The sequence below is a fragment of the Mesorhizobium sp. M0772 genome (genome assembly GCF_040320135.1).
Lineage (GTDB): Bacteria > Pseudomonadota > Alphaproteobacteria > Rhizobiales > Rhizobiaceae > Mesorhizobium.
This window is the reverse complement of record NZ_JAMYPB010000025.1, coordinates 15,830-28,850: the sequence shown is the minus strand read 5'-3', so window position 1 is coordinate 28,850 and position 13,021 is coordinate 15,830. Positions and strand designations below refer to the sequence as shown.

General features: G+C 62.2%; 17 protein-coding genes. 10 read left to right on the top strand and 7 right to left on the bottom strand.

Annotated features, from left to right (window positions below):
* Genes NKI06_RS17760 through hslV form a run of 3 tightly spaced genes read right to left on the bottom strand, consistent with a single transcriptional unit; the run spans nt 1 to nt 1,673 of the window.
* The gene (locus NKI06_RS17760) at nt 1–600 is read right to left on the bottom strand and encodes a DUF2585 domain-containing protein (protein WP_023744925.1); all 600 of its coding nucleotides are present in this window, start codon (nt 598–600) and stop codon (nt 1–3) included.
* 4 nt (nt 601–604) lie between these two features.
* Entirely contained in the window at nt 605–1,132 is a 528-nt protein-coding gene (locus NKI06_RS17755) for a GNAT family N-acetyltransferase (RefSeq protein ID WP_352986411.1), read from the bottom strand.
* Nucleotides 1,122–1,673: an ATP-dependent protease subunit HslV gene (hslV, locus tag NKI06_RS17750; RefSeq protein ID WP_352986409.1), complete on the bottom strand. Its 552-nt coding sequence runs from the start codon at nt 1,671–1,673 to the stop codon at nt 1,122–1,124. The genes NKI06_RS17755 and hslV overlap by 11 nt, the downstream gene beginning before the upstream one ends.
* 257 nt (nt 1,674–1,930) lie before the next feature.
* Here hslV and hisB point away from each other — a divergent pair, with 257 nt between their 5' ends.
* The 9 genes from hisB (at nt 1,931) to coaA (ending at nt 7,765) form a co-directional block, all read left to right on the top strand.
* Complete coding sequence (gene hisB / locus NKI06_RS17745) at nt 1,931–2,530, top strand: imidazoleglycerol-phosphate dehydratase HisB (RefSeq protein WP_352986407.1); 600 nt, start codon at nt 1,931–1,933, stop codon at nt 2,528–2,530.
* Between the two features lie 4 nt (nt 2,531–2,534).
* On the top strand, nt 2,535–3,011 hold the full coding sequence (locus NKI06_RS17740; protein ID WP_352986405.1) for a DUF2628 domain-containing protein: 477 nt from the start codon (nt 2,535–2,537) through the stop codon (nt 3,009–3,011).
* A 1-nt stretch (nt 3,012) separates the two neighbouring features.
* Nucleotides 3,013–3,663, top strand: a complete 651-nt coding sequence (gene hisH, locus NKI06_RS17735; protein WP_352986403.1) for an imidazole glycerol phosphate synthase subunit HisH — start codon at nt 3,013–3,015, stop codon at nt 3,661–3,663.
* 1 nt (nt 3,664) lies between these two features.
* Complete coding sequence (locus NKI06_RS17730) at nt 3,665–3,955, top strand: DUF1330 domain-containing protein (protein ID WP_023681412.1); 291 nt, start codon at nt 3,665–3,667, stop codon at nt 3,953–3,955.
* A 3-nt stretch (nt 3,956–3,958) separates the two neighbouring features.
* Nucleotides 3,959–4,705, top strand: a complete 747-nt coding sequence (hisA, locus tag NKI06_RS17725; protein WP_352986400.1) for a 1-(5-phosphoribosyl)-5-[(5-phosphoribosylamino)methylideneamino]imidazole-4-carboxamide isomerase — start codon at nt 3,959–3,961, stop codon at nt 4,703–4,705.
* On the top strand, nt 4,702–5,538 hold the full coding sequence (locus NKI06_RS17720; RefSeq protein ID WP_352986398.1) for an arginase family protein: 837 nt from the start codon (nt 4,702–4,704) through the stop codon (nt 5,536–5,538). Before hisA ends, NKI06_RS17720 begins: the two co-directional genes overlap by 4 nt.
* A complete protein-coding gene (gene hisF / locus NKI06_RS17715; protein WP_352986474.1) occupies nt 5,535–6,341 on the top strand; it encodes an imidazole glycerol phosphate synthase subunit HisF in 807 nt (268 codons plus the stop codon). Before NKI06_RS17720 ends, hisF begins: the two co-directional genes overlap by 4 nt.
* Before the next feature lie 8 nt (nt 6,342–6,349).
* Complete coding sequence (locus NKI06_RS17710) at nt 6,350–6,673, top strand: phosphoribosyl-ATP diphosphatase (RefSeq protein WP_352838799.1); 324 nt, start codon at nt 6,350–6,352, stop codon at nt 6,671–6,673.
* Between the two features lie 132 nt (nt 6,674–6,805).
* The gene (gene coaA / locus NKI06_RS17705; protein WP_023672313.1) at nt 6,806–7,765 is read left to right on the top strand and encodes a type I pantothenate kinase; all 960 of its coding nucleotides are present in this window, start codon (nt 6,806–6,808) and stop codon (nt 7,763–7,765) included.
* On the opposite strand, the gene NKI06_RS17700 is transcribed toward coaA, so the two are convergent.
* From NKI06_RS17700 to NKI06_RS17685, 4 genes are all read right to left on the bottom strand, one after another.
* Complete coding sequence (locus tag NKI06_RS17700) at nt 7,752–8,888, bottom strand: phosphatase PAP2 family protein (RefSeq protein ID WP_023681407.1); 1,137 nt, start codon at nt 8,886–8,888, stop codon at nt 7,752–7,754. The two genes, coaA and NKI06_RS17700, sit on opposite strands and share 14 nt — an antisense overlap.
* Before the next feature lie 124 nt (nt 8,889–9,012).
* A complete protein-coding gene (locus tag NKI06_RS17695) occupies nt 9,013–9,642 on the bottom strand; it encodes an alpha-ketoglutarate-dependent dioxygenase AlkB family protein (RefSeq protein WP_023741284.1) in 630 nt (209 codons plus the stop codon).
* Between the two features lie 158 nt (nt 9,643–9,800).
* Nucleotides 9,801–10,235 (bottom strand): alternative ribosome rescue aminoacyl-tRNA hydrolase ArfB, encoded by a 435-nt coding sequence (arfB, locus tag NKI06_RS17690; protein WP_023832656.1) that lies wholly within the window; start codon nt 10,233–10,235, stop codon nt 9,801–9,803.
* A gap of 86 nt (nt 10,236–10,321) precedes the next feature.
* Nucleotides 10,322–11,932, bottom strand: coding sequence for a phosphoenolpyruvate carboxykinase (locus NKI06_RS17685; protein ID WP_023714500.1), 1,611 nt, complete (start codon nt 11,930–11,932; stop codon nt 10,322–10,324).
* A 347-nt stretch (nt 11,933–12,279) separates the two neighbouring features.
* Between NKI06_RS17685 and NKI06_RS17680 the strand changes: the two genes are divergently transcribed.
* Nucleotides 12,280–12,981 (top strand): response regulator transcription factor, encoded by a 702-nt coding sequence (locus tag NKI06_RS17680; RefSeq protein ID WP_010912942.1) that lies wholly within the window; start codon nt 12,280–12,282, stop codon nt 12,979–12,981.
* The last annotated feature ends 40 nt before the right edge of the window (nt 12,982–13,021 follow it).

Sequence of the window (13,021 nt, the reverse complement as noted above, 5' to 3'; positions counted from 1 at the left end):
CTAAATTCCACTTTGCCACTGCTTGATGGACTCGAACGGATGCAGCAGCATGATCACGTTGAGCGTCAGATTGTCCCGGATTAGGTAGCCGACACCCAGTTCGAAGATGAGGGCGAGGCCGACGATGCTCCATATAGGTAGCTTTCGCGCCATCACAAATCCCAGCATCATGGCCAGTGTGTCGGACACCGAATTGATGATGCTATCGCCATAGTAATCCAGCGAGATGGTGCCGGCGCGGTAGCGCTCGATGATGAACGGGCTGTTTTCCAGGAGTTCCCAGCCGCCCTCGATGACGACGGCGAATGCCAGGCGCAGACCGATTGGCGAGCGCGGGAACAGGAACCAGGCCAAGGCGTAGAACAGGAAGCCGTGGATGATGTGCGAGAACGTGTACCAGTCGGAAATATGCTGGGAATTCTCCGAACTGTTCACCACACCGTGCCAGAGTTTGACATAACCGCAGGTGCAGATCGGCGTGCGGCCCATGCCGTAAAGCGCGCCGGCCTGGAAGATGAGCAGAGCGAGCACGAGCAGAAGCCCCATCCGCCAGCTGTCTTCGTAGGCCGAGTAATTTTTGGCAGTGCCCGGTGTCGCCATCAACTCATTCCCCTTCTTCCGCGTCGCTCTCTTCGGCATCGACGGCCATCAGCACGACGTCCCCATATCTAGAGTGTCTGCGATCGATGACGCGAAATCCGGCCTTTTCATAGGCGCGGATGGCACGGCCATTGCCGGGATGCGGATCGATTATGACGCGCGGCGCGCCTTCCTCGAACAGTTGCTCGACGAATTGCCTGACGATCGCCGAGCCATGACCTTTGCCAACCAGGTCAGGCACGCCGATCGACAGGTCGATGCCGATCGTGCCGAACGGCTGGTCGGCATAGGGATGGTCCTCTTCCAGATGCGGATCGTAGCTCTGCAGATAGGCGATCGGCCTGCCGTCGAGCTCGACGATCAGCGGCTCTACAGAAATAGAGTCAATGTGCTCCCGGATTTCGGCGATTTCCGTCTCCGGATCGTCCCACCATTCGGCGACATGCGGCTCGGCCAGCCAGCCGGCGATCATCGGCAGGTCTTTTTCGGTAACCGGTCGAAAATCATAGAGCACCGGCGGGTTAGCCGGCATCGAGCGTTTCGACAACGAAGTTGTTGTTGGTGTAGACGCAAATGTCGGAGGCGATCTGCATCGCCTTGCGGGCGATCTCCTCGGCATCCTTGTCGCTGTCCATCAGCGCGCGGGCAGCGGCCAGCGCATAATTGCCGCCGGAACCGATGGCCATGACGCCGAATTCGGGCTCCAGCACGTCGCCGGTGCCGGTGAGCGCCAGCGAAACCGACTTGTCGGCCACCAGCATCATCGCTTCCAGCCGGCGCAGATAACGGTCGGTGCGCCAGTCCTTGGCGAGCTCGACGCAGGCGCGCGTCAACTGGTCGGGATATTGTTCGAGCTTGGCTTCCAGCCGCTCCAAAAGGGTGAAGGCGTCCGCCGTGGCGCCGGCGAAACCGGCAATGACATTGCCGCCCTTGCCGATGCGGCGCACCTTTTTGGCGTTGCCTTTCATGATGGTCTGGCCAAGGCTGACCTGGCCGTCGCCAGCGATCACCACCTTGTTAGCCTTGCGCACCGTCACGATGGTCGTGGCGTGCATGCTCAGTTCATTGGACATCTGCTGCTCCGATTCGCGCGATCCCGATAAGGCGATTGGCGCGGGATTTCGATCGGCCATATGTATGCATGGGGCTAACGATTGCAAACCGCCTCCGCCATGGGCCGATAGCGGTCCGCATCGCAACTGGCCATCGCAGGATCATGCTGCTAGAAGGCTTTCGTTTTCAAGCAAATGAGCGCCTGGAGGCATTGTCTTTTCGTTTCGCCCCGGTCAGTTGCCAAAAGTGTCGTATGCCCAAAGACAAGGACAAGGTCATGGCGTCCCGTACCGCCGAAGTCAGCCGCAAGACCAAGGAAACCGAGATCAGCGTCTCGGTCCACGTCGACGGCACCGGAAAATCCGAGATGTCGAGCGGCGTCGGCTTCTTCGACCATATGCTGGACCAGCTGTCGCGCCACTCGCTGATCGACATCACGGTGAAGGCCAAGGGCGACCTGCACATTGACGACCACCACACGGTCGAGGACACCGGCATTGCGATCGGCCAGGCGCTGGCCAAGGCGCTGGGCGAGCGGCGCGGCATCATGCGCTACGCCTCTGTCGACCTTGCCATGGACGAGACGCTGACGCGGGCCGCGATCGACGTGTCGGGCCGTCCGTTCCTGGTCTGGAATGTCGCCTTCTCGTCGCCCAAGATCGGCACGTTCGACACCGAACTGGTGCGTGAATTCTTCCAGGCGCTGGCGCAGAATGCCGGCATCACGCTGCATGTCACCAACCATTATGGCGCCAACAATCACCATATTGCCGAAACCTGCTTCAAGGCGGTGGCGCGCGCGCTGCGTTTCGCACTGGAGCGCGACCCGCGCCAGCCGGAAGCGGTTCCCTCCACCAAGGGATCTCTGAAAGGGTAGGCTGATGGCCATCTATGTCGTGATGGAACCGCCAGGCCGCACCGAGGCGGCCGACGCAACCGTTTTGGTCCGCGACGGGTTTTCCTTGCTGGCTTTCCTGGTGGCGCCGCTGTGGCTCGCCTGGCACAGGCTGTGGATCGAGGCGGCGCTCGCCTTCGTCGCCATGGGGCTCATCTCGGTGCTCGGCCAATGGCTGGGACTGGACTGGGCCGGCTCCGCACTGTCTTTACTGGTCTCGCTCTATATCGGGCTGGAAGGCCAAGGGCTGCGGATCGCAGCGCTGCGCCGCCGCGGCTGGCATGAATGGGGCGTCGTCGAAGCCGACAATCCTGACGATGCCGACATCCGCCAGACGCTGGACGCCGAGGCGCTTGCCGACGAGCCGGCGCCGCTGCCGCGCATCGTGTCGGACGCCAGCCTGGCCCGGCCGACGCAGACCGGGCTGACGCTGGGCCTGAGCCATACGCCGGGAAAAGCCTGAGATGCGGGTTGCCATCATCGATTACGGGTCGGGCAATCTGCGCTCGGCCACCAAGGCCTTCGAGCGCGCCGCGCATGAAGCCGGCATTGCCGCTGCCATCGAGCTAACCGCCGACGCCGAGCGGGTGCGCAGCGCCGACCGCATCGTTTTGCCCGGCGTCGGCGCCTATGCCGATTGTGCGGCGGGCCTGCGCGGCGTCGCCGGCATGTGGGAAGCGGTGGAAGAGGTAGCGATCGCCAAGGCGCGGCCGTTCCTCGGCATCTGCGTCGGCATGCAGCTGATGTCGGAGCGCGGCCTGGAAAAGACCGTGACCAAGGGCTTCGGCTGGATTGCCGGCGACGTCAAGGAGATCACGCCCGCCGATCCGGCACTGAAGATCCCGCAAATCGGCTGGAACACCATCGATCTGGAGCGCAAGCACCCGCTGTTTTCGGGTATTACGACCGGGCCTAAGGGTCTGCACGCCTATTTCGTTCATTCCTACCATCTCGAGGCGACAAGGCCGGACGAAGTGCTGGCCGTCGCCGATTATGGCGGCCCGGTAACGGCGGCGGTCGCGCGCGGTAACCTTGCCGGCACGCAATTCCATCCGGAAAAGAGCCAGGCGCTCGGCCTGGCACTGATCACCAACTTCCTGCGCTGGAGGCCTTGAGATGAGCAAGAAGGGCTACTGGATGGCGATGGTCGATGTGACCGATCCGGAAAACTATCCGAAATACATCGCCGCCAACAAAGCGGCGTTCGACAAATACGGCGCGAAATTCCTGACGCGAGGCGGTCAGTCGTCAAGCCCGGAAGGGCCATCCGGCAATCGCCATGTGATCGTCGAGTTCGAAAGCTACGAGATCGCGCTGGCTTGCTTCCATTCCCCCGAATACCAGGCAGCGCTGAAATTCCGGCGCGCTTATTCGACCTCGCATTTCGCCATTGTGGAAGGGGTCTGAACGGTGATCCTGTTTCCGGCCATCGACCTCAAGGACGGCAAGTGCGTGCGGCTGAAGCACGGCGATATGGCGACCGCGACCATCTACAATGACGACCCTGCGGCCCAGGCCAAGGCCTTCGAAGAGCAAGGGTTTGAATGGCTGCATGTCGTCGACCTCAACGGCGCCTTCAAGGGCCAGAGCGTCAACAGCGCGGCGGTCGGCGCCATCCTCAAGGCGACGAAAAACCCGGTGCAGCTCGGCGGCGGCATCCGCACGCTGGCGCAGATCGAGGACTGGCTCGACCGCGGGCTGGCCCGCGTCATCCTCGGCACGGTGGCGGTGCGCGATCCCGACCTGGTCCGGGAAGCCTGCAAGGAATTTCCTGGAAAGATCGCCGTGGGCATCGACGCCAAGGGCGGCAAGGTGGCGGTCGAAGGCTGGGCCGAGGCCGTCAGCCTCGGCGTCATCGAACTGGCGCAGAAATTCGAAGGCGCCGGCGTTGCCGCCATCATCTACACCGATATCGACCGCGACGGCGTTCTGACCGGCATCAACTGGGATGCCACGATCGATCTCGCCGACGCGGTGTCGATCCCGGTCATCGCCTCGGGCGGGCTGGCCTCGATCGCCGACATCGTGCGCATGACCATGCCCGACGCAAAGAAACTTGAAGGCGCCATCTCCGGCCGCGCGCTCTATGACGGGCGCATCGATCCGGCCGAGGCGCTTGCGGTGCTGCAGGGCAAGGCGATGGAGGCCAGATCTTGAAAATCTCCATCATCCTGGCCTCTTATGACAGCGGCCACTATCACGGCGGTATGGGCCGAGGCCCGGATGCACTCATCGCCGGCGGGCTTGTCGACGCGCTGACGCTCTCCGGGCATGACGTCGTCGTCACCGATGTCGGCAGGGTTGGCGACGAACAGCAGCGCGAGATCGCCACCGGCTTTGCCGTGTGCGGTGCCGTCTCCGGCGAGGTTCGCATCGCCATAGACCGCGGCCGGTTCCCCATCGTGCTGGCCGGCAATTGCCTGACATCGGCCGGTGCGGTTGCCGGCGAGGATGCCGATGCGATCATCTGGGCCGACCAGCATGGCGATCTCAACACGCCGGAGACGTCCATCTTCGGCTTTCTCGACGGCATGGCGCTGGCCACGGTTCTCGGCCTGTGCTGGAAGCCGATGGCCTCGGCCATCCCCGGCTTCAGGCCGATCGATCCGGCGCGCTGCGTGCTGGTCAACGCGCGCGATCTCGATCCGGCCGAAACGGAGCTGTTGAAGACGTTGCCGGTCATCCGCACCGAATGCCCGGACTGGGCCACGGCCTGCGGCAGGCTAAAGGCGCCGGACGCGAAGCGGGTGCACCTGCATCTCGATCTCGACGTGCACGACCCCGGGGCGCTGCAGGCCAACCGCTACACCACGCCCGGCGGCCCGGAGCCGAAACAGCTGCGCCAGGCTGTCTGCGGCATGGCCGGCCTGCTGCCGATTTCCGGCATTACCATTTCCGCCTATGATCCGGCGTTCGATGCGCAGGCCGAGGTTCCGCCGCTGGTCGGCGAACTGCTAAGCGAGTTGCTGGCGACGATGGAGAAGGGCTGATGCTGAAGGCCCGAGTCATCCCTTGCCTCGACGTCAAGAACGGCCGAGTCGTCAAGGGGGTCAATTTCGTCGACCTCATCGATGCCGGTGATCCGGTCGAGGCGGCCAAAGCCTATGACGCGGCCGGCGCAGACGAGCTTTGCTTTCTCGATATCACCGCGTCGTCCGACAACCGTGAAACCATCTTCGACGTCGTCGCCCGCACTGCTGAGCAATGCTTCATGCCGCTGACCGTCGGCGGCGGCGTGCGCCAGGTGGCCGATATCCGCAAACTGTTGCTGGCTGGCGCCGACAAGGTGTCGATCAACACTGCGGCGGTGAAGAATCCCGATTTCGTCGCCGAAGCCGCCGACAAGTTCGGCAACCAGTGTATTGTCGTCGCCATCGACGCCAAGAGGGTGTCGGCGCCCAAAGAGCCCGGCCGCTGGGAGATCTTCACCCACGGTGGCCGCGAAAAGACCGGCATCGATGCGGTCGAGTTCGCGCGAAAAATGGTCGATCGCGGCGCTGGCGAGATTCTTTTGACCTCGATGGACCGTGACGGCACCAAGGCCGGCTACGACATTGCGCTGACCCGCGCGATAGCCGATGCGGTTCGCGTGCCAGTCATCGCGTCGGGCGGCGTCGGCACGCTCGACCATCTGGTCGAGGGCATTCGCGACGGCCATGCCGGCGCCGTGCTCGCCGCCTCGATCTTCCATTTCGGCACTTACACGATTGCGGAAGCCAAGGCGCATATGGCCGAGGCCGGGCTGCCGATGCGGCTGGACTATCCGGTTCAATCCACTCCACAAAGGCTGTAGGCTGCGCCATGGCTGAATTTTCGCTGTCCGATCTGGAAACGATCATTGGCGAACGCGCCCGTTCCGGCGACCCGGACTCGTGGACGGCAAAACTGTTCGCCAAAGGCATCGACAAGGCGGCGCAGAAGCTTGGTGAAGAGGCAGTCGAGACGGTGATTGCCGCCGTCAAAGGCGACAAAAATGCTCTCGTTTCCGAAAGTGCCGATCTCATATATCATTGGCTCGTCGTGCTTGGCATCGCCGGCGTTTCGCTAGGCGAGGTGCTGAAGGAGCTTGAGGGCCGCACCGGCCGTTCGGGCGTCACTGAAAAGGCATCCCGGCCGAAAGGCTGACCGCTAGAGCCGGATGATTTCGGGCCGAGGCCTTAAATCTGAATCCGTCTCTAAATTGACAGAGGGAGCATGATGTCGCCCGAAAAACGCTTCACACTTTTCGGCCTCATGCTCTAGAGGGCAGGAAACTCGATGGACCAGCTCGCTCCGACCGAGAAATATTCCCCCTATCGTTTCTTCTCGGCCGAGCAATGGTCGAACTTCCGCGCCGACACGCCGATGACGCTGGGCGAAGACGAGATCAACCGTCTGCGCTCGCTGAACGATCCGGTCGACCTGGAAGAAGTCAAGCGCATCTATCTGTCGCTCTCGCGGCTGCTTTCGGCGCATGTCGAGGCCAGCCAGTTGCTGTTTCGCCAGCGCCAGGCCTTCTTCAACGCGCTGGATGTGGTCAAGACACCGTTCATCATCGGCATTGCCGGTTCGGTTGCGGTCGGCAAATCGACCACGGCGCGCGTGCTGAAGGAGCTTCTGGCGCGCTGGCCGTCGAGCCCCAAGGTCGATCTCATCACCACCGACGGTTTTCTCTTACCCAACAAGGTGTTGCGACGAGACAATCTGATGGAGCGCAAGGGCTTTCCCGACAGCTACGATGTCGGTGCGCTGCTGCGTTTCCTCTCGGGCATCAAGTCGGCGCAGCGCAATGTCCGAGCGCCCGTCTATTCGCATTTGACCTATGACGTCATTCCCGGCGAGTTCGTCACCATCGACCGGCCAGACATTCTGATCTTCGAAGGCATCAACGTTCTGCAACCCGGCAAATTGCCGAAGGACGGCAAGATCGTGCCGTTCCTGTCGGATTTCTTCGATTTCGCCATTTATATAGATGCCGACGAAAAGCTGATCCACCAATGGTACATCGCCCGCTTCATGCGCCTGCGCGAGACGGCGTTCCGCAATCCGGACTCCTTCTTCCACCGCTATTCGCAGCTTTCGGAAGACGCCGCGCGCGCCATTGCGGAAGGCTTGTGGGCCAACATCAACCTGAAAAACCTGCGCGAGAACATCGTGCCGACACGGGCGCGGGCCGACCTCATCCTGCGCAAGGGCGCCAATCATCTTGTCGAGGAAGTGGCGCTCAGGAAACTGTGACGGCCGCCTCCGGGCGGCTGCCGCCAGCCGCCGATTGCCGGGCCGGGCCTGGCATCAGGATTTCGCCGTCGGGTACCAGCTTGCGGACGGCCGCACATAGGGCGATCGTGAGCGCGACCGCCGCATAACCATCGATCGCATAGTGCCAACCAAGATAGACCGAACTCGCGACTATGAAGGCGACATACAGAAATGCGATGGCGCCCAACCGCTGGTCGTACTCCCAGGTATACACCGCATTCAGGGTGATCAAGGCGACATGAACGCTTGGAAATGCCGATATTCCCGACGCGAGTCCAGTCACACCCTCGGTCTGGAGCGTCCACAGATACTGCTGGTACACGGCGGCGGAACTCGCCGACGGGCTTTGCGCAAGAAACGAAAGCTGTTCACCGAAGCGTGGCACATCGCCGGTGACATAGCCGTAGAACGCCGGTCCGGCCGACATGAACAGCCCGGCCAGGATGTTTCCGACGACTACCCACACCACCATGAAGGACAGCACATAGCGTCTCTTCAGATGCGTGGTGCGTGGTGACGTGACCATGAAAAACAGCATGCTGTAGCAAATGATGAACCACAGCATGTCGTAGTTCCATCCGACGGATTCCCGTACCCAGTCATGCTTGCCGATAACGTAGAGCCATCGCCACGGATCAGTGCCGAAATGCAGATAGGCATCGATATCTGCCAAGGCGCGATCATAGGGGAAACCTTTCCACAGGACGGACATGCCGTTCTTGACCGAGGTGAAGGTGCTTTGGAAAATCATGATGCCCATCAACAGACATATGCCGGAAAAGAGAACCGCCATCCGCTCGGCTGAGAACATCTTGCCCGCAGCAAATTTCCGCCGACGCTCAAATCGATGCAAAAGCCAGCCGGTTTCCAGGAGAAGCGATACCGCCGGCAGCACGAAACCGAAAACCATAAGCCATATCGGCACGTAGGTCTGGTATGCGGTGCGATGGAGCGCGCCGACCCAAGCCAGAAACCCCAGCCCCGTTGCAGTGTAGATGCCAATGAACAGGTAGAGCGATGCATCCGAGCGGGCGATCGAAACCGTGCGCCATGCGGCATTTCGAATGTAGCGCCAAATCACTTCGGATTCGATTTCGAGCATGGTATCCACACCGGGAATGATGACGTTTTGGCGCAGACTAGCGGCCGAAACCTTAAATTCCGTTAGGGACTTTTCATTCGCAAGGTCAGTGGTTCAGTAAGTGCAAGAATGCACTCTCACCTCTTCAAGGCAAGGTCACCCGCCGCAGCGTCAGATTGATCCTGCCGCCATTTTTCAGCAGCGCCGAGGTCGACGGGTAGATGCGGTCGACGCCATGGAAGCAGAGCCGGCCTTCGCCGCCGAGCACGACGACGTCGCCGCTTTTCAGGCGGAACGATTTGGTGCCGCCGTCGCGTGTGGCCCCCCTGCCCGTCACTTGGCCGACCCGGAACAGGCAATCGTCGCCAAGCGACACCGAGACCACTGGGGCCGAGAAATCGGCTTCGTCGCGATCCTGGTGCAGACCCATTTTGGCGTCCTGCGTATAGAAATTGACCAGGCAGGCCTCCGGCGGATTCGGATAGGCGGCGACCTCCCGCCACAATTGCAGCAGCGCGTCCGGGATCGGCGGCCATGGCTCTCCGGTGAGTGGGTGCGTGGGCTGGTAGCGATAGCCCAGCTCCTTGTCGGTGACCCAGCCGAGCGTGCCGCAATTGGTCATGCGCACGCTCATCTCCTTGCCGGTCCGCGGCATCGCCGGCACGTACAGCGGCGCGCGCTGTACAATGGTCCTCACCTCTTCGACCAGCGCTTCCTGCGCCGCGCGGGACAGATGACCAGGCATGTGGCGGACGCCTTTGGGCAGAACGAGCATGACTTCGCCTCCGGTTGATACTGAAACCATGCCACCGCCAATCAGAAACAGCGACCCGAAAGCCACCGTTGTCGGTCTCCCTTTCTGTGGCAATGGTGAAACCTTGCGGCTGCGGCTCCGAAGGGGAGGCCGCTTTATGCACGCAGTCGGCACGGTCCTTAGTCGTTCTCTACCCGGCCGCGCAGCTTTTTGATCGTGCCGCGCCCTGCCTTGCTTTGCAGCCGCCGCTCCACCGAGCCTTTCGACGGCCTGGTCTTCTTGCGCGGCGGCGGCGGCGGTTCCGCGGCCTTGGCGACCAGCGCCGTCAGCCTTACCCGGGCATCGGCCCGGTTCTGCTCCTGGGTGCGGAAGCGGCCGGCCTCGATGACGATGACGCCGTCCTTGGTGGCGCGCTGGCCGGCGAGCTTGATCGTGCGCGCGCGCACGCGTTCGGACAGGCCAGCCGCATTGGCGGCGTCGAAGCGCAATTGGACGGCGGTCGCCACCTTGTTGACGTTCTGGCCGCCGGGACCCGACGAGCGGATGAAATCCTCGTGCAGGTCGCCCGGATGGATTACGGCTTCGTCTGATATGATGATGTCGTCGATAGGCATGCCGCAGTCATGGCGCGGCGGACCAAAAAAGAAAAGGCCCGATCGAGATCGCGCCTTTCAAGGATGCTTCGGTGAAGACGCCTCGACTATTCCGCAGCTTCCTGCAGGCGGGGTGCTGCGCCGAGCACGACGGCATCGACATGGCTCTCGAATTTCTCGAAGTTGACGGCGAACATGCCGACCAATCGCGCTGCCTGCCGGTCATAGGCTGCCTTGTCGGCCCAGGTCGAACGCGGGTCGAGAATGGCGCTGTCGACGCCAGGCACAGCAACCGGCACCTCGAAGCCGAAATTGGCGTCGGTGCGGAAACCGGACGCCTTCAACGAACCGTCAAGCGCTGCGGCCAGCAAGGCGCGCGTCGCCTTGATCGGCATACGCTTGCCGGTGCCGTAGGCGCCACCGGTCCAGCCGGTGTTGACCAGCCAGCAATCGGCGCCGTGGCGGGCGATCAGCTCGCGCAGCAGATTGCCGTATTCCTTGGGGTGGCGCGGCATAAACGGGGCGCCGAAGCAGGTCGAGAACGTCGCTTCCGGCTCGGTAACGCCTTTCTCGGTGCCGGCCACCTTGGCGGTGTAGCCGGAGAGGAAGTGATACATCGCCTGCGCCGGGGTCAGCCGTGCGATCGGCGGCATGATGCCGAAGGCATCGGCGGTCAGCATGATGATGTTTTTCGGGTGGCTGGCCCGTCCGCTCTTCGAGGCATTGGGGATGAAATCCAGCGGATAGGCGCAGCGCGTGTTTTCGGTGAGCCGGCCGTCGTTGAAGTCCGGCACGCGGTCGGCGTCGAGCACGACATTTTCTAGCACCGTGCCGAAACGCTGCGTGGTGGCGAAAATCTCCGGCTCGGCCTCGGCCGACAGCCGGATCGTCTTGGCGTAGCAGCCGCCTTCGAAGTTGAAGATGCCGTGCGGTCCCCAGCCGTGCTCGTCGTCGCCGATGAGCGTACGTGACGGATCGGCCGACAGCGTCGTCTTGCCCGTCCCGGAAAGCCCGAAGAAGATCGCTGCGTCGCCGCCCGGGCCCTCATTGGCCGAGCAGTGCATCGGCATGACGCCCTTTTCCGGCAGCAGATAGTTGAGCATGGTGAACACCGACTTCTTCATCTCGCCGGCATAGGAAGTGCCGCCGATCAGCACGATCTTGCGGGCGAGATCGACCGCAATCACCGTATCGGTGCGGCTGCCGTGACGGGCCGGATCGGCGCGGAAGGACGGCAGGTCGATGATCGTCATCTCCGGCACGAAATCCTCGAGCTCGGCGGCCTGCGGGCGGATCAAAAGATTGCGGATGAACAGCGAGTGCCAGGCGAATTCGGTGATGACCCGCGTCGGCAGCTTCAGCTCGGCATCGGCGCCGCCGACGAGGTCCTGCACATAGAGATCCCTATTCGCGGCGTGGACAAGGAAATCGGCGAGCAGCATTTCGAACTGGCCCGCCGAAATCGCCTTGTTGTTGTCCCACCAGACATGGGGCTCGGTGGCGCCATCGCGGACGACAAACTTGTCCTTGGGCGAGCGGCCGGTGTGCTGGCCGGTCTCGGCAAGCAGCGCGCCGCCGGCGGTCAACCGGGCCTCGCCACGGCGGATCGCTGCCTCATAAAGGGCGGCCGCACCAAAATTATAATGCACCGTGCCGGTGGTTTTCAGGCCGATACGATCGATCGCGCAAGCAGAATTGCGTTTGCCGACTTCCGACATTAAGGGTCCCTTCTTCTGGATTCGCCGCACTTTGCCGGCGCGTTTCCGGCGAGCCCGCGTTAGGGGCTGAGACGGTGAGAACCAGAAAACCCGAATGATATCAAATCATTAATCGATTTAAAAATTTTGAAAGTTGTTTAAATCGTTTATATGTGCAAAAAATCACGGTGGTTGCCCAAAGGATTGGCACACAGTGTTCGTCCAACCCGTGTAGAGGTTCTGAATGGGGCCGCCGGCAAGCCGTCCGCGACAGCGGGTGGAGCCTGTGCCACATTTTGTACCTAATTTGTCCTGCAAAAGCCCCTTCTCTAAGACAGAAGGGACAGCTCATGAGGGAGCCGCTTGAAATGGCAACAATCGCGCTTGTCGATGACGACCGCAACATTCTGACATCGGTGTCGATCGCCCTCGAGTCCGAGGGGTATCGCGTCGAGACCTACACGGATGGTGCGTCGGCGCTGGAAGGCCTGGCGGCGCGGCCGCCGAATCTCGCCATCCTCGACATCAAGATGCCGCGCATGGACGGCATGGAGCTGTTGCGCCGGATGCGGCAGAAGTCCGACCTGCCGGTGATCTTCCTGACCTCGAAGGACGATGAGATCGATGAGCTTTTCGGCCTCAAGATGGGCGCCGACGATTTCATCCGCAAACCGTTCTCGCAGCGCCTGCTGGTCGAGCGGGTGCGCGCCGTGCTGCGCCGCGCCAGCGCCCGCGAAGCTGCGGCAAAGGCGCCCAGCCAGCAGGCCCGTTCGCTGGAACGCGGCCAGCTCGTCATGGACCAGGAACGCCATACCTGCACCTGGAAGGGCGAGCCGGTGACGCTGACGGTCACCGAATTTCTCATCCTGCACTCGTTGGCGCAGCGCCCCGGCGTGGTAAAAAGCCGTGATGCGCTGATGGATTCCGCCTATGATGAGCAGGTCTATGTCGACGACCGCACCATCGATAGCCACATCAAGCGGCTGCGCAAGAAGTTCAAGGCCGTCGATGACGACTTCGAAATGATCGAAACCCTTTACGGAGTCGGATACCGGTTCCGCGAAGCTTGAGTTGATGCATGTCGCCCAAAAGTGGTCGCGGTTTTTGGGA